Here is a 16,798-nt window from a genome sequence, read left to right on the forward strand (position 1 = left end):
CGAATGGTGGCGGACGAGAGGAGCACTACCCATTAGCACTGTGACTGGTCCCGTCAACGCCGAAGCGGAGGTCGTCGACCTCGTCAGCACGCTCATCCGGTTCGACACGTCCAACACCGGCGACCCGGCCACCACCAAGGGTGAGGCCGAGTGCGCGCGCTGGGTGGCCGAGCAGCTCGAAGAGGTCGGCTATGCGACCGAATACGTCGAGGCAGGCGCGCCGGGCCGGGGCAACGTGTTCGCCCGGCTCGAGGGCGCCGACAGCTCGCGCGGCTCGCTGCTGCTGCACGGCCACCTCGACGTGGTGCCCGCCGAGGCCGCCGACTGGAGCGTGCACCCCTTCTCCGGGGCGGTCGAGAACGGCTACGTGTGGGGCCGCGGCGCGGTCGACATGAAGGACATGTGCGGCATGATGATCGCGATCGCGCGGCACTTCAAGCGCGCGGGCATCACCCCGCCGCGCGACCTGATCTTCGCGTTCCTGTCCGACGAGGAGGCCGGCGGCAAGTTCGGCTCACACTGGCTGGTCAAGAACCGGCCCGACCTGTTCGCCGGGGTCACCGAGGCGGTCGGCGAGGTCGGCGGCTTCTCCCTGACCGTGCCGCGCAAGGACGGCGGGGAGCGACGCCTCTACCTGGTCGAGACGGCCGAGAAGTCGATGAACTGGATGAAACTGACCGCGCGCAGCCACGCCGGTCACGGCTCGATGATCCACGACAGCAACTCCGTGACCGCGGTCGCCGAAGCGGTGGCCAAGCTGGGCCGCCACGAGTTCCCGCTGGTGATGACCGACGCCGTCAGCCAGTTCCTGGCGGCTGTCACCGAGGAGACCGGATATTCGTTCGACGTCGACTCACCGGATCTGCCCGGCGCGATCGCCAAGCTGGGCCCGATCGCCCGCGTGGTCGGCGCCACCCTGCGCGACACCGCCAACCCGACCATGCTCAAGGCCGGTTACAAGGCCAACGTGATCCCGGCGTCGGCCGAAGCGGTGGTGGACTGCCGGATCCTGCCGGGGCGCCAGGCGGCCTTCGAACGCGAGGTCGACGAGCTGATCGGCCCGAACGTCACCCGGGAGTGGGTCACCGAACTGCCGTCCTATGAGACCACCTTCGGCGGCGACCTGGTCGACGCGATGAACGGCGCGATCCTGTCCGTGGACCCCGACGCCCGCATCGTGCCGTACATGCTCTCCGGCGGAACGGACGCGAAAGCGTTCGCGCAGTTGGGGATTCGATGCTTCGGGTTCGCGCCGCTGCAGTTGCCGCCCGACCTCGACTTCACCGCGTTGTTCCACGGCGTCGACGAACGGGTACCCGTTGACGCGTTGACGTTCGGTACCCAGGTTCTCGAACACTTCCTGCTGCACTGCTGAATCGACGAAAGGACGAGTCATGGCGTTTGACTACAACCCGTACGAGTTCCTCCCGAAGCTACCTTCGTTCAAGCTGTCCTCGAACACCTTCAACGACGGCGACGCGCTGGGTAACGACCAGGTCAGCGGCATCATGGGCGCCGGGGGCAACGACGTGTCGCCGCACCTGACGTGGTCGGGCTTCCCCGAGGAGACCCGCAGCTTCGCGGTGACGGTCTATGACCCCGACGCCCCGACCGCGTCCGGTTTCTGGCACTGGGCGGTGGCCAACCTGCCCGCCACCGTCACCGAACTGCCCGCCGGCGCCGGCGACGGCAGCAGCCTGCCCGGCGATGCGCTCACGCTGCGCAACGACGCCGGCCTCAAGCGCTTCATCGGCGCCGCCCCGCCGCCGGGACACGGCCCGCACCGCTACATCGTCGCCGTGCACGCCGTCGGCGTCGAAAAGCTCGACCTGCCCGAGGACGCGACTCCCGCTTACCTCGGGTTCAACCTGTTCCAGCAGGCGATCGCCCGGGCGCTGATCCACGCGACCTACGAACAGAAGTAGCGAAATCGGCTCTGCGCGCTTCGATTTCCTGCGTCACTGGCTTTTCTGAGGAACTGACGTATGGTCGCGGGTGAGTGATTGCCACTTCTGCTTAAGGAGCGACAATGGCTGACAAGAAACCGGGTAAGAACCTGAAGAAGACCGGACGGTCCCTCAAGGAGCGGCGCGCCGAGAAGCGTCAGCGCGACGCCGAGGCGGGTGAGTTCATCCGCAAGCGCAAGCGCGCCAGTTAGGCCGCAGAACCGACCGCTTCGGCCAGTGAGCCGAAGCCCCCCTCGTGAAGGCGGCGGGCGATTCCATCGTGGATGCCCTTGGCCCACAGCCCGCCGCCGTACACGAACCCGGTGTAGCCCTGCAGCAGCGACGCGCCGGAGATGATGCGGTCCCACGCGTCGTCGGCGGTTTCGATGCCGCCGACACTGATCAGCACCAGCTGGTCCCCGACGCGGCGGTAGAGCCTGCGCAGCACCTCGACCGAGCGCGCGGCCACCGGCCGCCCGGAGATTCCGCCCGACCCCAGTTCGTCGAGGCCCGGGGTGACCAAGCCGTCACGCGACACCGTCGTATTGGTGGCCACGATGCCTGCCAGGCCGAGATCCACTGCCAGATCGGCGATTTCGTCGACGTCTTCGTCGGACAGGTCCGGTGCGATCTTCACCAGCACCGGTGTCGACGTCTCCGCGAGCACGGCGGTCAGGATCGGGCGCAACGACGACACCGCCTGCAGGTCGCGCAGCCCCGGCGTGTTCGGTGAGCTGACGTTGACCACCACGTACGCGGCGAGCGGCCCCAACAGGCGCGCCGATGTCGCGTAATCCTGCACCGCCGCCTCCGGTGGCGAGACCTTCGTCTTGCCGATGTTCACCCCGATCGGGACATCGGGCAGGTGCCGCGCCAACCTCACCGCCAGTTCCCCCGCACCGTGGTTGTTGAAGCCCATCCGGTTCAACAACGCATGGTCGTCGGGGAGGCGGAACATCCTCGGTTTCGGATTGCCGGGCTGGGCTTGCGCTGTCACGGTGCCCACCTCCGCGTACCCGAATCCGAGCGCGCCCCAGGTGTGCAGTCCGCTGCCGTCCTTGTCGAACCCGGCGGCCAGGCCCAGCGGTCCCGGGAAGCGGACGCCGAACACCGTGCTCGCCAATACCGGATCGCGCGGCCCCAACCACCGTCTCAACGCGCGCCTGGTCCACGGCGGATAGGTGACGGCTCGCAGAACCGCGAACACCCACGTGTGAATCCGTTCGGGCGCAACGAGAAACAGCGTCCGCCGCAGCGTGCGGTAGATCATCGGATCACTGTGCGGGCTGCTCGGGGGCATCCATCCGGCTAGCCGCGGTCTTCTTGCGGCGCAGCAACACCCGTCGCGAACCGTCGGTGTAGAGCCTGACGCGGGTGAGTTCCCAACCGCGGTATTCGGCCTCGATCGACAACCGCGTCGAGGCGCTGATCCGCGTGACGTCCGGCGGCAGCCGCAGCGGAATCCATTCGTAGTCGTCTGAAAGGTCGGCCTTGACGGCGTCCTCCCAAGCCGCTGGCATCCGTCCGCGGTGAAGTGCGCTCATGCGTGCGCTCTCGCCGCGTCGACGATCACCTGCACACCCGCTCCCGATCCGGACACCACATACAGCGTGCCAGAGGATTCGTCGAATGCCAGGGAGTTCGGTTGCTGCACGGTTCGATATCGCACCTTCTCGACGGGGATGCCGGTGGCCAAATCGTAGCCAACGACCTCGTTCGCCGCTGTCTGCGACACCCAGGCCAACGTCGACGACCCGGCAAGGCCGTAGGGGGCCCCGCGCACCGGATACCGCTGACGCAGGATCAGCGGGTCGGTGCCGAAGACGAGCAGCGCCTCGCCCCGCGTGTCGGCCACCAACACGCGACCGACCGGGTCGGCGACCATCGTCGTCGCCCCCTCACCCGCCCGCAGTGCCTGTGCCTGTTCCTCGCCGTTCTCGGTGAGCGCCGTCACCGAGGTCTGGGCGCGGTCGAGCACGACGGTTGTGTTTCCTTGTGTGACAAGAGCATCCACCCGGGCGAAGATCTTCAGCTCGGCGGCGACGGCGGTGTTGTCGGAGCTCAATGTGTAGACGGCGCCGTCGGCGCTGCCCAGCACCAGCCGGCCGTCCGCGCGCCGGGCGATGGCGGTGAACTCGGTGTCGGACAGGCCCTCGACCTCGGTCGTGGTGGCGGTGCGGCCGGCCAGGTCGATCCGGTGGTACCCGCCGCGGGTCGCCGCGTAGACATGACCGTCACCGTCGCCGGTCAACGCGGTGGCGGGGCTGGACAACGGCACCGTCGCGGCGTCTCCGCCGTTGCGGGAAAGCACCGTGACCACTGGCTCCGCCGCCAGCACCACCAATGAGCCGCTCGCCGTGTCGACGACGGCCGCCTGCGCGTCCGCAACCAACGGCCGCACCACACCGTCCGGCCGGCCCGCGACCGGCGGGGACACCGCGGCCTGCGCGGGCGCGATGGTGGCCGGAGCGTCGGAGCCGTCCGATGAGCAGCCGCTGACCAGCGCAAATGCGGACGAGATAGCCAGCGCGGCCACGATCCGGCGAACCGGCTGCTTCGATGTGTTTACAACGGTCGGCAAGGGGTAGCTCTCGGTCGTGCGTACGGTGAAGCGACTGAACGGCCAGTCTAGGCAGACCGCGCGTGGGCTTTCGCCCGCCCGCCGTGCCCTCCCAATTGGCGGGCGCGTCAACGGTATGGTGCGATCATGACCCTCGCCACGGACCGCGCGACCGGTGCCGGGGAGTTTGTGATCGAGGACATGACCACCGGCCTGTACGCCAGCGGGTTCGGCCAGGTGGGGGACGGCCGCAGCTTCTCATTCCACGTCGAGCGCCAGATGCTCGTCGTCGAGATCTACCGCCCGCGGCTGGCCGGCCCAGTCCCGCACGAAGAGGACGTGGTCGCGACCTCCAGCCGCAAGCTGACCGACATCGACCTCACCGACCGGCGCAGCGTGGGCGCGGCGGTGCGCGATCTCGTCGCTTCGGCAGAGCCGGTGGCACGCACCGGCCGCTGACACCGCGCCCACGGTACGGTCTTCGTCGTGACCGACGTGCCGGCGATGTCGTGGGTGCAGGTCGTCGTTCTCGCGATCGTGCAGGGGCTGACCGAGTTCCTGCCCGTCAGCTCCTCGGGGCATCTGGCGATCACATCGCGAGTGTTCTTCGCCGACGATGCCGGGGCGTCGTTCACCGCCGTCACCCAGTTGGGCACCGAATTCGCGGTCCTGCTCTACTTCGCCAAGGACATCGGGCGCATCGTCAAAGCCTGGTTCAACGGCTTGTTCGTCACCGCGCACCGCAACGCCGACTACTGGCTGGGGTGGTACGTGATCGTCGGGACCATCCCGATCGCGGTGCTCGGGCTGCTGTTCAAGGACCAGATCCGCACCGGCGCACGCAATCTGTGGGCCATCGCGATCGCGCTGATCGTGTTCTCGGCCGTCATCGCCGCCGCCGAGTACTTCGGTCGCCAGGCACGCAGCGTCGAACAGCTGACGTGGAAGGACAGCATCATCGTGGGCTTCGCGCAGTGCCTGGCCCTGCTGCCCGGCGTGTCCCGTTCCGGCGCGACGATCAGCGCCGGGCTCTTTCTCGGCCTCAACCGCGAGCTGGCCGCCCGGTTCGGTTTTCTGCTGGCCATCCCCGCGGTGTTCGCCTCCGGGTTGTTCTCACTTCCCGACGCATTCCACCCCGTCGGGGAGGGCATGAGCGCCACCGGCCCGCAGCTGTTCGTGGCGACGGTGATCGCGTTCGTCGTCGGCTTCGCCGCGGTGGCCTGGTTCCTGCGGTTCCTGGTCCGACACAGCATGTACTGGTTCGTCGGGTATCGCGTCATGCTGGGCACCGTGGTGCTGATCTTGTTGGGGACGGGTGTGGTGGCGGCGACATGACGGTGATCCTGTTGCGGCACGGCCGCTCGACCTCCAACACCGCGCACACACTGGCGGGCCGTTCCGAGGGCGTCGACCTCGACGACAAGGGGCGCGAACAGGCGCAGGCGGTGGCGACCCGCATCGGTGCGCTGCCGATCCGCGCGATCGTGCGCTCGCCGCTGCTGCGGTGCGAACGAACCGTCGAACCGCTGGCCGCCGCGCTGGGCCTGGTGCCGATCGTCGACGACCGGATCTCGGAGGTCGACTATGGGGCCTGGACGGGGCGCAAGATCGCCGATCTGGTCAAAGAGCCGCTGTGGGCGGTGGTGCAGCAACAGCCCAGCGCCGCGGTGTTCCCCGACGGGGAGGGTCTGGCTCACGTGCAGGCCCGTGCGGTGGCCGCGGTGCGCGAGCACGACCGTCGACTCGCCGAGGAGCACGAGGGCGACGTGTTGTGGGTCGCCTGCACTCACGGCGATGTGATCAAAGCCATCGTCGCCGACGCGCTCGGGACCCATCTCGACAACTTTCAGCGGATCACCGCCGACCCGGCGTCGATGAGCGTGATCCGCTACACGGCGGTGCGGCCGTTCGTGATCCACGTCAACCACACCGGCGACCAACTCACCTCCGGCCTGTCGCCCAAACCGCCCAAGACCGACTCCGAGGACGGCGAGGTGCCGCCGGAGGATGCCGTCGTCGGCGGGTCCACCGGCTAGTCGCAATTACGGCTGACAAGCCCCAACAGGTATTTTGGAAAGTGCCATGGCCCGCGCAATCCACGTCTTCCGCACACCCGACCGATTCGTGGCCGGGACCGTCGGCCAACCCGGCAACCGCACGTTCTACCTGCAGGCCGTCCACGACAAGCGCGTCGTATCGGTGGTTCTGGAGAAGCAGCAGGTCGCCGTGCTCGCCGAACGCATTGCCGCGCTGCTGCTGGAGATCAATCGCCGGTTCGGAACGCCGATCCCGCCCGACACCGGTGAGGTCGAGGATCTCAGCCCGCTGATCACTCCGGTGGACGCCGAGTTCCGGGTGGGCACGATGGGGCTGGGCTGGGACTCGGAAGCTCAGACGGTCGTCGTCGAACTGCTCGCGGTCTCGGAGACCGAGTTCGACGCGTCGGTGGTGCTCGACGACGCCGAGGAAGGCCCCGACGCGGTACGCGTGTTCCTCACACCGGAATCTGCTCGCGAGTTCGCGACGCGCTCCAACCGGGTCATCTCGGCAGGCCGCCCGCCCTGTCCTCTGTGCGACGAACCGCTGGACCCCGAAGGTCACATCTGCGTGCGCACCAACGGCTATCGGCGCGGCGCCTTCGCCGAGTCCGACGATGACATCGACATCTGACGGCGGGGCCGACGCCGTCCGCGAAGAGGTGCTGCGGTGCGGTGAACTGACCGTCATCGGGCGTATCCGATCGGCCAGCAACGCAACCTTCCTGTGCGAGGCGAATTTCGGTACACAGCAAGTGCATTGCGTGTACAAGCCGGTCGCGGGCGAGGCGCCGCTGTGGGACTTCCCCGACGGCACGCTGGCCGGCCGTGAGCGCGGGGCCTACCTGGTGTCGGCCGCGTTGGGCTGGAATGTGGTGCCCTACACCATCATTCGCGAGGGACCCGCCGGTGAGGGCATGGTGCAACTGTGGGTGGACCAGCCGGGCGACGAGGTCGACGACGAACGACCGGCGGGCCCGGATCTGGTGGATCTGCTTCCGGCGGGCTGCATTCCGCCGGGCTTTCTACCGATCCTTCAGGCCTACGACTATGCGGGCGACGAGGTCACCCTGGTGCACGCCGACGACGACCGGTTGCGCCGGATGGCGGTGTTCGACGTGCTGGTCAACAACGCCGACCGTAAGGGCGGGCACATCCTGTCGGGCGTCGACGGCCGGGTGTACGGCGTCGACCACGGGGTGACCCTGCACAGCGAGGACAAGCTGCGCACTGTGCTGTGGGGTTGGGCCGGTAAACCCGTCGACGACCAGACGCTGGAATCGGTGGCGGCGCTGCGCGATCAGCTGCAAAACGGGTTGGCCGACGAACTGTGCACCCTCATCACCGGCCGCGAGATCGCCGCGTTGCTCTCCAGAACCGTTGCGCTGCTGACCGATCCGGTGATGCCCTCACCCGATCGTCGCCGCCCGATCCCGTGGCCGGCGTTCTGAAGCGATGACCCAGACTGATGCGGCGTTGGCCGCCGAAGTGGCCGCCGAGGCGGGCGAGATGCTGCTGAAGGTCCGCGAAGAAGTGGGTTTCTACGACCCGTACGGCCTCGGCGACACCGGCGACAAGCTGGCCAACCGGCTGATCCTCGATCGGCTTGGGGCCGCGCGGCCCGAGGACAAGGTGCTTTCCGAAGAGGCGGTCGACGATCTGTCGCGCGTCGGTGCCGATCGGGTGTGGATCGTCGACCCGGTTGACGGCACCCACGAGTACTCCATGCCGCGACGCACGGACTGGGCGGTGCACATCGCGCTGTGGCGACGCGACGGCGGCCCGAACGGGCGCATCACCGACGCCGCAGTCGCGCTACCGGCTCGCAACGAGGTCTACCGCACCGACACCGTCACCCCGCCGCCACCGCGCGCCGACGGCCCCATCCTGATCACGGCGAGTGCCAACCGGCCGCCGCCGGTGCTGTGGTGGCTGCGCGATCGGTTGGACATTCAGCTGGTGCGGATCGGGTCCGCGGGTGCCAAGGCGATGGCGGTGGTGCGCGGTGACGTCGACGCCTATCTGCACGCCGGAGGCCAGTGGGAGTGGGATTCGGCTGCGCCGGCCGGAGTGGTGCAGGCCGCGGGTCTGCACGCGTCGCGCATCGACGGCTCGGAGCTGGTCTACAACCGGCGCGACCCCTACCTGCCCGACCTGCTGATGTGCCGATCGGAGCTGGCCGAGGTGCTGCTCAAGGAGATCCTGTCGGCGTATCGGAGCCGCTGGAGGGACTGAGCGGGAATGAAATGGCCGCCCGCGATGTCGGTGACATCGATGCCTAGAGTCGAGACCATGAATTCGTGGCCGGCCCCCGTCGTCCCGGCGCTGCCGGGCCGGGGACCGCAGCTGCGTCTCTATGACAGCGCCGACCGGCAGGTCCGTCCCGTCAGTGCGGGCGAAACGGCCACGATGTACGTCTGCGGCATCACGCCCTACGACGCGACCCACCTCGGCCACGCCGCCACCTATCTCGCGTTCGACCTCGTGCACCGCATCTGGCTGGACGCTGGGCATCGGGTCCACTACGTGCAGAACATCACCGACGTCGACGACCCGCTGTTCGAACGCGCGGAGCGCGACGGAATCGACTGGCGCGATCTCGCGGACCGCGAGACCCGGCTGTTCTGCGAGGACATGGCCGCGCTGAGGGTGCTGCCGCCGCACGACTACGTCGCCGCCACCGAAACCATCGCCGAGGTCATCGAGGTGGTGGAAAAGCTGCTGGCGTCGGGTGCCGCGTACGTCGTCGACGACGCCGAGTATCCCGACGTGTACTTCCGCGCCGACGCCACCGCGCAGTTCGGCTACGAGTCCGGCTACGACCGCGACACCATGGCTCGGTTGTTCGCCGAACGCGGCGGGGACCCGGAGCGGCCGGGTAAGGGCGATGAACTCGACGCGCTGCTGTGGCGGGCGCAGCGGCCCGGGGAGCCGAGTTGGCCGTCGCCGTTCGGGCCGGGACGGCCCGGATGGCACGTCGAATGTGCGGCCATCGCCCTGAGCCGCATCGGCACCGACCTCGACATCCAGGGCGGCGGCAGCGACCTGATCTTCCCGCACCACGAGTTCTCCGCCGCCCACGCCGAATCCGTCACCGGCGAGCGCAGATTCGCTCGCCACTACGTACATGCCGGCATGATCGGCTGGGACGGCCACAAGATGAGCAAGAGCCGCGGGAACCTGGTGCTGGTCTCGCGGCTGCGTTCCCAAGGCGTCGACCCCGCGGCGATCCGACTCGGCCTGTTCGCCGGTCACTACCGCGCCGACCGGTACTGGAGTGACGCCCTGCTCGCCGAGGCGGTCGAGCGGCTGGCTCGGTGGCGTGCGGCGGTCGCGCTGCCCGGTGCGCCGGACGCGACCGACGTCGTGGAACGGGTTCGCCGGTACCTCGCCGACGATCTCGACACCCCCAAAGCGCTTGCCGCGCTGGATGGTTGGACCACCGACGCGCTGACCTACGGCGGCCACGACCCCGAGGCGGGGCACACGGTGGCGGCCGCCGTCGACGCCTTGCTGGGTATTCGGCTGTAGAACCTATCCGTGGTCTCCCCGAGCGGGGTACGTTGTCGCCCATGGCTTCTGTGAACGGCAAAGTCGTCCTGATCACCGGCGGGGCGAACGGTATCGGCGAAGAGGTGGCGCGCCGCCTGCACGACAAGGGCGCGAAGTTGGTGCTGACCGACCTGGACGGGGACCGGCTGGAGCAGGTAGCTGCGAGGTTGGGCAACGAGGGCGTGGTCACCGCGGTCGCCGACGTGCGGGATCTGGCCGCGATGGAATCGGCCGTCGCCAAGGGTGTTGAGCGGTTCGGCGGCATCGACGTCGTGATGGCCAACGCGGGCATCGCGACCTACGGGTCGGTGCTGCAGGTCGACCCGGAAGCGTTCCAGACGCTGATGGACGTCAACGTCGTCGGCGTGTTCCACACCGTGCGGGCAGCGCTTCCGTCGGTGATCGACCGTCGCGGCTACGTCCTGATCGTGGCCTCGGCCGCCGCCTACGCGGCATCGGCAGGCATGGCACCGTACGACGCGTCCAAGGCCGCGGTCGAGCATTTCGCCAACGCGCTGCGCCTGGAGGTGGCCCACCACGGCGTCGACGTCGGATCAGCGCACATGCTCTGGATCGACACCCCTCTGGTGCAGGAGAGCCGGTCCGACCTGCCCAGCGCTCGCGCCATGCTCGACACCCTGCCCGGACCGCTGGGTAAGACCACATCGGTGCGCGAGTGCGGAGAGCTGTTCGTCCAGGGCATCGAACAGCGCAAACGCCAGATCAACTGTCCCCGCTTCGTCGGCCTGATGCGCTGGCTCAAGCCGGTCCTGGCGTCGCGGCTGGGGGAGCGGGCCTCACTCAAGTCGGTACCGGATCTGCTGCCGAAGATGGACGCCGAGGTCGCCGCGCTGGGCCGGTCGATGAGCGCACGCACCGAAGCGCTGGAAAAGCGCTGAGCCCTAACCCCTGAAGCCGGGGCCGCGGCGGCGCAGGTAGCGCTCGAACTCGGCGGCCAGCGCGTCGCCGTCGATCTTGCCGAGCGCCTCGGTCATGTCGACCTCGGCATCGCCGCGTTCCTCCAGCGACTGCACGTACTCGGCGATCTCGTCGTCCTCGGCGGTCATCTCCGAAACCGCCTGCTCCCACTCCTCGGCAGCGGTCGGCAGGTCGGCCAGCGGCACCTCGATGTCGAGCACATCCTCGACGCGACGCAGCAGGGCGACCGTCGCCTTTGGGTTCGGCGGCTGGGAAACGTAATGGGGCACCGCCGCCCAGAACGTCACCGCGGGGATGCCGGCCTGCACGCACGCGTCCTGGAACACGCCGGCGATGCCGGTCGGGCCTTCGTACCGCGTCTCCTCCAACCCGAACACCGCGGCGGAATCCGACGAGTAGGCCGCACCCGACACCGGCACCGGCCGGGTGTGGGGCGTATCGGCCAGGAGTGCACCGAGGATGACGACGGTCTGCACGTTGAGCTTGTCGGCGATCGCCAGCAACTCCGAGCAGAACGTGCGCCAGCGCATGTTGGGCTCGACGCCGTGCATCAGCACGATGTCACGGTCAGAACCCGGCGGACGGCAGTGCGAGATCCGCATCGACGGCCACACCAGTTCCCGCGTGACCCCCTCGACCTGCCTGATCACCGGCCGGTTCACCTGGTAGTCGTAATAAGCCTCGTCGTCGATCTCGACGATCGTCTCGGCTTCCCAGATCGCGTCGAGGTGCGCCACCGCATCGCTGGCCGCATCGCCGGCGTCGTTCCAGCCTTCGAACGCCGCGACGACGATCGTGTCGTTGAGTTCGGGCAGGTCGGGCGGTCTCAAACCGCTCGCATCCGACAAGGTCACAACGCCAGCGTAAGCCCTTCTGAGCGGGTAGGAGCGCCATCGCCACACGTGCTGACTTGATTCGCCGACTACCCTGGATTCGTGGCTGGTGGAAAGGATCGCGCCGATACCACCGATTTGCGCGGCACCCTGCTGATCGGTGGCAGCGCGATGTGCCCCCGGCTTCCCGCCGGAACGAAATACGCTCGGCGGCAATCTGGTTGACCAAGGTGTCGACGACAGTGCCGACCAGATCCGCCAACCCTCGCTCAAGGGTGCGGGTCGGCCCGATCGCCGCGTCGAGGCGGGCGTCCGAAAATCGGTTGGATGACAACGTAGACTTTCCCTGTCGAGAGGCGTTGCAACGGATTCCGGTCTTCACCGCTATCCGCCACGCTCGGCAGACTCAAGGACGCCTTCCTCAGGGAAGGAGCTCGCATGACCGCCGTTGAGTCGAACACTCTCACGCCGAACATCCGCCCCGACTGCACCGACGAGCTGACGGCGACCCTGGGCCGGCGGATCATGGTGATCGACGGCGCGATGGGCACGGCGATCCAGCGCGACCGGCCGGACGAGGCCGGGTACCGCGGCGAGCGATTCAAGGACTGGCCCAGCGACGTCCAGGGCAACAACGACCTGCTCAACCTGACGCAGCCGCAGATCATCGAGGCGATCCACCGCGAATACCTCGACGCCGGCGCCGACATCCTCGAGACCAACACGTTCAACGCGAACGCGGTCTCGCTGTCGGACTACGGCATGGAAGAACTCAGCTACGAGCTGAACTACGCCGGTGCCGCCCTGGCACGGAAGGCCTGCGACGAGGTCGGCACCCCGGACAGGCCCCGCTACGTCGCCGGAGCGCTGGGGCCCACCACGCGGACCGCGTCGATCTCGCCGGACGTCAACGATCCCGGCGCCCGCAACGTCACCTACGACCAGCTGGTCGCCGCCTACCTCGAAGCCGCCAACGGCCTGGTCGACGGCGGCGCCGACATCATCCTCGTCGAGACGATCTTCGACACGCTCAACGCCAAGGCCGCCGTGTTCGCGCTCGAGACGCTGTTCGAGCAGCGTGGGCGCCGCTGGCCCGTGGTCATCTCGGGCACCATCACCGACGCTTCCGGGCGGACGCTGTCCGGGCAGGTCACCGAGGCGTTCTGGAACTCGGTCAGGCACGCCAAGCCGCTCGCGATCGGCCTCAACTGCGCCCTGGGCGCACCGGAGATGAGGCCCTACATCGCCGAGGTGTCGCGAATCGCCGACACGTTCGTCTCCTGCTATCCGAACGCCGGGCTGCCCAACGCCTTCGCGGAGTACGACGAGACCCCCGAGCGTCAGGCCGGCTACGTCGCTGACTTCGCCGAGGCCGGGTTCGTCAACCTCGTCGGCGGGTGCTGCGGCACGACGCCCGCGCATATCGCCAAGATCGCGGAGGCCGTCGAGGGCAAGCCACCGCGCCAGGTGCCCGAGATCCCGGTGGCCACCCGGCTCTCAGGGCTGGAACCGCTCAACATCGACGACGACACCCTGTTCGTCAACATCGGTGAGCGGACCAACATCACCGGCTCGGCCCGGTTCCGCAACCTGATCAAGGCCGAGGATTACGACACCGCGCTGTCGGTGGCCCTGCAGCAGGTCGAGGTCGGTGCGCAGGTCATCGACATCAACATGGACGAGGGCATGATCGACGGCGTCGCCGCGATGGACCGGTTCACCAGGCTGATCGCGTCCGAGCCCGACATCAGCCGCGTGCCGGTGATGATCGACTCGTCCAAATGGGAGGTCATCGAGGCCGGCCTGAAGAACGTGCAGGGCAAGCCGATCGTCAACTCGATCTCCCTGAAGGAGGGCGAGGAGAAGTTCATTCGCGAGGCAAGGTTGTGCCGCAAATACGGCGCCGCCGTCGTCGTGATGGCCTTCGACGAGCAGGGGCAGGCCGACAATCTGGAGCGCCGCAAAGAGATCTGTGGTCGCGCCTACCGGATCCTGACCGAAGAGGTCGGCTTCCCCGCCGAGGACATCATCTTCGACCCGAACTGCTTCGCGCTGGCCACCGGCATCGAGGAGCATGCGACCTACGGGATCGACTTCATCGAGGCGTGCGCCTGGATCAAGGAGAACCTGCCGGGGGTGCACCTCTCCGGCGGCATCTCGAACGTGTCGTTCTCGTTCCGAGGCAACAACCCGGTCCGCGAGGCGATCCACGCGGTGTTCCTCTTCCACGCCATCAAGGCGGGTCTGGACATGGGCATCGTCAACGCCGGTGCGCTGGTGCCCTACGACTCGATCGACCCCGAACTGCGCGAGCGCATCGAAGACGTCGTGCTCAACCGTCGGCCCGACGCGGCCGAGCGCCTGCTCGAGATCGCCGAACGGTTCAACAGCACCGAGAAATCGGAGGATCCGTCCGCCGCGGAGTGGCGATCCCTACCGGTCCGCGAGCGCATCACGCACGCCTTGGTCAAGGGCATCGACGCCCATGTCGAGGAGGACACCGAGGAACTGCGCGCCGAGATCGCCGACGCCGGAGGGCGACCGATCGAGGTCATCGAGGGCCCGCTGATGGACGGTATGAACGTCGTCGGCGACCTGTTCGGGTCGGGCAAGATGTTCCTGCCCCAGGTCGTGAAGTCGGCGCGGGTGATGAAGAAGGCGGTCGCCTACCTGCTGCCGTTCATCGAGGCGGAGAAGGAAGAGGCCGGTACCACCGGATCCAAAGACACCAACGGCACCATCGTCATGGCGACCGTCAAGGGCGACGTCCACGACATCGGCAAGAACATCGTCGGAGTTGTGCTGCAGTGCAACAACTTCGAAGTGATCGACCTCGGGGTGATGGTGCCCGCGCAGAAGATCCTGGATGCGGCCAAGGAACACGACGCCGACATCATCGGGCTCTCCGGGCTGATCACGCCGTCCCTGGACGAGATGGCCAACTTCGCTGTCGAGATGGAACGCGCGGGACTGGAGATCCCGCTGCTCATCGGTGGTGCGACCACCTCGCGCGCCCACACCGCGGTGAAGATCTCGCCGCGCCGCAGCGGTCCGGTGGTCTGGGTCAAGGACGCCTCCCGCTCGGTCCCGGTGGCCGCCGCGCTACTCGACGACAAACAGCGGCCGGGCCTGCTGGAGGCCACCGAGAAGGACTACGCGTCGCTGCGGGAACGGCACGCCCAGAAGAACGACCGGCCGATGCTGACCTTGGAGAAGGCGCGCGCGAACCGGACGCCGATCGATTGGGACGGCTACACCCCGCCGGTGCCCGCCCAGGGCCTCGGCGTGCGCGAGTTCCTGGACTACGACCTCGCCGAGCTGCGCGAGTACATCGACTGGCAGCCGTTCTTCAACGCCTGGGAGATGAAGGGCCGCTTCCCCGACATCCTCAACAACCCGGCCACGGGTGAGGCCGCCCGCAAGCTGTACGACGACGCCCAGGAGATGCTCGACACCCTGATCAAGGAGAAGTGGCTGACCGCCAACGGCGTCATCGGTTTCTTCCCGGCCAACGCCGTCGGTGACGACATCGAGGTCTACACCGATGACAGCCGCACCGAGGTTTTGACCACGCTGTACAACCTGCGCCAGCAGGGCGAGCACCGCGAGGGCATCCCGAACCGCTCGCAGGGTGATTTCATCGCCCCCAAGGAAACGGGTCTGTCGGATTACGTCGGCGCGTTCGCCGTCACCGCCGGGCTGGGCAGCCAGGAAAAGATCATGGAGTTCAAGGCCGCCCTGGACGATTACAGCGCGATCCTGTTGGAGTCGGTGGCCGACCGGCTCGCCGAGGCGTTCGCCGAACGGATGCACGAGCGGGTCCGCAAGGAGTTCTGGGGCTACCAGCCCGCCGAGCAGCTCAGCAACGACGAGCTGATCGCCGAGAAGTACGTCGGGATCCGGCCCGCGCCCGGCTATCCGTCCTGCCCGGAGCACACCGAGAAGGCCACGCTGTTCAACCTGCTGGACGTGACCAGGCGGACCGGCATCGAGTTGACCGATTCGATGGCGATGTGGCCGGGTGCCGCGGTCAGCGGTTGGTACTTCTCGCACCCGCAGTCGCAGTACTTCGTGGTCGGCCGGCTGGCCCAGGACCAGGTGGCCGACTACGCCAAGCGCAAGGGTTGGACGCTGAAGGAAGCCGAGCGCTGGCTCGCGCCCAATCTCGGCTACAACCCGGAGGACTGAATGGGGGAGGCGCTGCGCGCGGTTCTCTTCGACATGGACGGCACCCTGGTCGATTCGGAGAAACTGTGGGACGTCTCGCTGGCGGCGCTGTACGCCGAACTCGGCGGCGAACTGACCCCCCAGGTGCGTGAAGCGCTGGTCGGCGGCTCGGCCGAAGACACGATCAGGACCGTGTACACCGATCTCGGTCTCGAGCAGGATCCGCGCGCCATGGCCGAATCGAGCCGATGGTTGCACGACTACACCGCGGAGTTGTTCGAGGACGGGCTGCCGTGGTGTGCCGGTGCGGAAGAATTGCTCGAAGAGCTTGCGGCGGAAGAAGTTCCGATGGCTCTGGTCACCAACACGCTGCGTGCCTTGACCGATAGGGCGCTGAACAGCATTGGTACGCATTACTTTTCGGCGACGGTCTGCGCTGACGAGGTGGCCCGTGGCAAACCCGCACCCGACGTGTACGAGCGCGCGGCGGCACTGCTGGGCTTCGATCCGATCGCGTGTCTGGCGGTCGAAGACTCCGTCACCGGCTCGGCGGCCGCCGAGCGTGCCGGATGCCCGGTGCTGGTGGTACCCAACGACGTAGCCGTTCCCGCCGGGCCACGCCGACGCCAGGTTTCCTCACTCGCCGGGTTGCGCGCCGAGGACCTTCGCCGGGTCCATTCCGAACTGGTGACGAGGCCAGGAGAACGCACCGCCTGACCACCGGTCTGTGATTGAATGTGACGTCCATCACGCGATGCTGTGGAA

The 16,798-nt window shown here is 67.9% G+C and carries 17 protein-coding genes; 13 read left to right on the forward strand and 4 right to left on the reverse strand.

Going from position 1 to position 16,798, the window contains the following annotated elements:
- Positions 1-31 precede the first annotated feature (31 nt).
- The 3 genes from AU198_RS18465 to AU198_RS26840 all read left to right on the forward strand — a co-directional run bounded on the left by AU198_RS18465 (position 32) and on the right by AU198_RS26840 (position 2,158).
- Positions 32-1,375, forward strand: a complete 1,344-nt coding sequence (locus AU198_RS18465; RefSeq protein ID WP_064350198.1) for a M20/M25/M40 family metallo-hydrolase — start codon at positions 32-34, stop codon at positions 1,373-1,375.
- Positions 1,376-1,394: 19 nt separating this feature from the next.
- Positions 1,395-1,925 (forward strand): YbhB/YbcL family Raf kinase inhibitor-like protein, encoded by a 531-nt coding sequence (locus tag AU198_RS18470; RefSeq protein ID WP_064350005.1) that lies wholly within the window; start codon positions 1,395-1,397, stop codon positions 1,923-1,925.
- A gap of 104 nt (positions 1,926-2,029) precedes the next feature.
- The gene (locus tag AU198_RS26840) at positions 2,030-2,158 is read left to right on the forward strand and encodes a hypothetical protein (protein WP_263987669.1); all 129 of its coding nucleotides are present in this window, start codon (positions 2,030-2,032) and stop codon (positions 2,156-2,158) included.
- On the opposite strand, the gene AU198_RS18475 is transcribed toward AU198_RS26840, so the two are convergent.
- From AU198_RS18475 to AU198_RS18485, 3 genes are read right to left on the reverse strand one after another with little or no spacing between them, the layout of a single operon-like run.
- Positions 2,155-3,213, reverse strand: a complete 1,059-nt coding sequence (locus AU198_RS18475; RefSeq protein WP_197416166.1) for a quinone-dependent dihydroorotate dehydrogenase — start codon at positions 3,211-3,213, stop codon at positions 2,155-2,157. The genes AU198_RS26840 and AU198_RS18475 overlap by 4 nt on opposite strands.
- A gap of 7 nt (positions 3,214-3,220) precedes the next feature.
- Positions 3,221-3,490, reverse strand: coding sequence for a DUF5703 family protein (locus AU198_RS18480; protein WP_064350010.1), 270 nt, complete (start codon positions 3,488-3,490; stop codon positions 3,221-3,223).
- Entirely contained in the window at positions 3,487-4,527 is a 1,041-nt protein-coding gene (locus AU198_RS18485; RefSeq protein WP_064350011.1) for a YncE family protein, read from the reverse strand. The genes AU198_RS18480 and AU198_RS18485 overlap by 4 nt, the downstream gene beginning before the upstream one ends.
- A 126-nt stretch (positions 4,528-4,653) precedes the next feature.
- Between AU198_RS18485 and AU198_RS18490 the strand changes: the two genes are divergently transcribed.
- Genes AU198_RS18490 through AU198_RS18525 form a run of 8 tightly spaced genes read left to right on the forward strand, consistent with a single transcriptional unit; the run spans position 4,654 to position 10,993 of the window.
- Positions 4,654-4,965: a hypothetical protein gene (locus AU198_RS18490; protein ID WP_064350013.1), complete on the forward strand. Its 312-nt coding sequence runs from the start codon at positions 4,654-4,656 to the stop codon at positions 4,963-4,965.
- Positions 4,966-5,010: 45 nt separating this feature from the next.
- Positions 5,011-5,841 carry an undecaprenyl-diphosphate phosphatase gene (locus tag AU198_RS18495; protein ID WP_064350199.1) on the forward strand — a complete coding sequence of 277 codons (831 nt, stop codon included), beginning with the start codon at positions 5,011-5,013 and terminating at the stop codon, positions 5,839-5,841.
- The gene (locus AU198_RS18500) at positions 5,838-6,542 is read left to right on the forward strand and encodes a histidine phosphatase family protein (RefSeq protein WP_064350015.1); all 705 of its coding nucleotides are present in this window, start codon (positions 5,838-5,840) and stop codon (positions 6,540-6,542) included. Before AU198_RS18495 ends, AU198_RS18500 begins: the two co-directional genes overlap by 4 nt.
- 46 nt (positions 6,543-6,588) lie before the next feature.
- A complete protein-coding gene (locus tag AU198_RS18505) occupies positions 6,589-7,176 on the forward strand; it encodes a DUF3090 domain-containing protein (protein WP_064350016.1) in 588 nt (195 codons plus the stop codon).
- Positions 7,160-7,993 carry an SCO1664 family protein gene (locus AU198_RS18510; protein ID WP_064350018.1) on the forward strand — a complete coding sequence of 278 codons (834 nt, stop codon included), beginning with the start codon at positions 7,160-7,162 and terminating at the stop codon, positions 7,991-7,993. The genes AU198_RS18505 and AU198_RS18510 overlap by 17 nt, the downstream gene beginning before the upstream one ends.
- Positions 7,994-7,997: 4 nt before the next feature.
- Positions 7,998-8,777, forward strand: a complete 780-nt coding sequence (locus AU198_RS18515) for a 3'(2'),5'-bisphosphate nucleotidase CysQ (protein ID WP_064350020.1) — start codon at positions 7,998-8,000, stop codon at positions 8,775-8,777.
- A 57-nt stretch (positions 8,778-8,834) separates the two neighbouring features.
- The gene (gene mshC, locus AU198_RS18520) at positions 8,835-10,073 is read left to right on the forward strand and encodes a cysteine--1-D-myo-inosityl 2-amino-2-deoxy-alpha-D-glucopyranoside ligase (protein ID WP_064350021.1); all 1,239 of its coding nucleotides are present in this window, start codon (positions 8,835-8,837) and stop codon (positions 10,071-10,073) included.
- A gap of 41 nt (positions 10,074-10,114) precedes the next feature.
- Entirely contained in the window at positions 10,115-10,993 is an 879-nt protein-coding gene (locus AU198_RS18525) for an SDR family oxidoreductase (protein ID WP_064350023.1), read from the forward strand.
- Between the two features lie 3 nt (positions 10,994-10,996).
- On the opposite strand, the gene AU198_RS18530 is transcribed toward AU198_RS18525, so the two are convergent.
- Complete coding sequence (locus tag AU198_RS18530) at positions 10,997-11,863, reverse strand: PAC2 family protein (protein WP_197416167.1); 867 nt, start codon at positions 11,861-11,863, stop codon at positions 10,997-10,999.
- A gap of 441 nt (positions 11,864-12,304) precedes the next feature.
- On the opposite strand from AU198_RS18530, the gene metH reads away from it, so the two are divergent.
- On the forward strand, positions 12,305-16,054 hold the full coding sequence (gene metH, locus AU198_RS18535) for a methionine synthase (protein ID WP_064350026.1): 3,750 nt from the start codon (positions 12,305-12,307) through the stop codon (positions 16,052-16,054).
- A gap of 12 nt (positions 16,055-16,066) precedes the next feature.
- Positions 16,067-16,750 carry an HAD family hydrolase gene (locus tag AU198_RS18540; RefSeq protein WP_064350200.1) on the forward strand — a complete coding sequence of 228 codons (684 nt, stop codon included), beginning with the start codon at positions 16,067-16,069 and terminating at the stop codon, positions 16,748-16,750.
- The last annotated feature ends 48 nt before the right edge of the window (positions 16,751-16,798 follow it).

Source organism: Mycobacterium sp. GA-1199 (assembly GCF_001500045.1).
In the GTDB taxonomy this organism is placed as follows: domain Bacteria; phylum Actinomycetota; class Actinomycetes; order Mycobacteriales; family Mycobacteriaceae; genus Mycobacterium.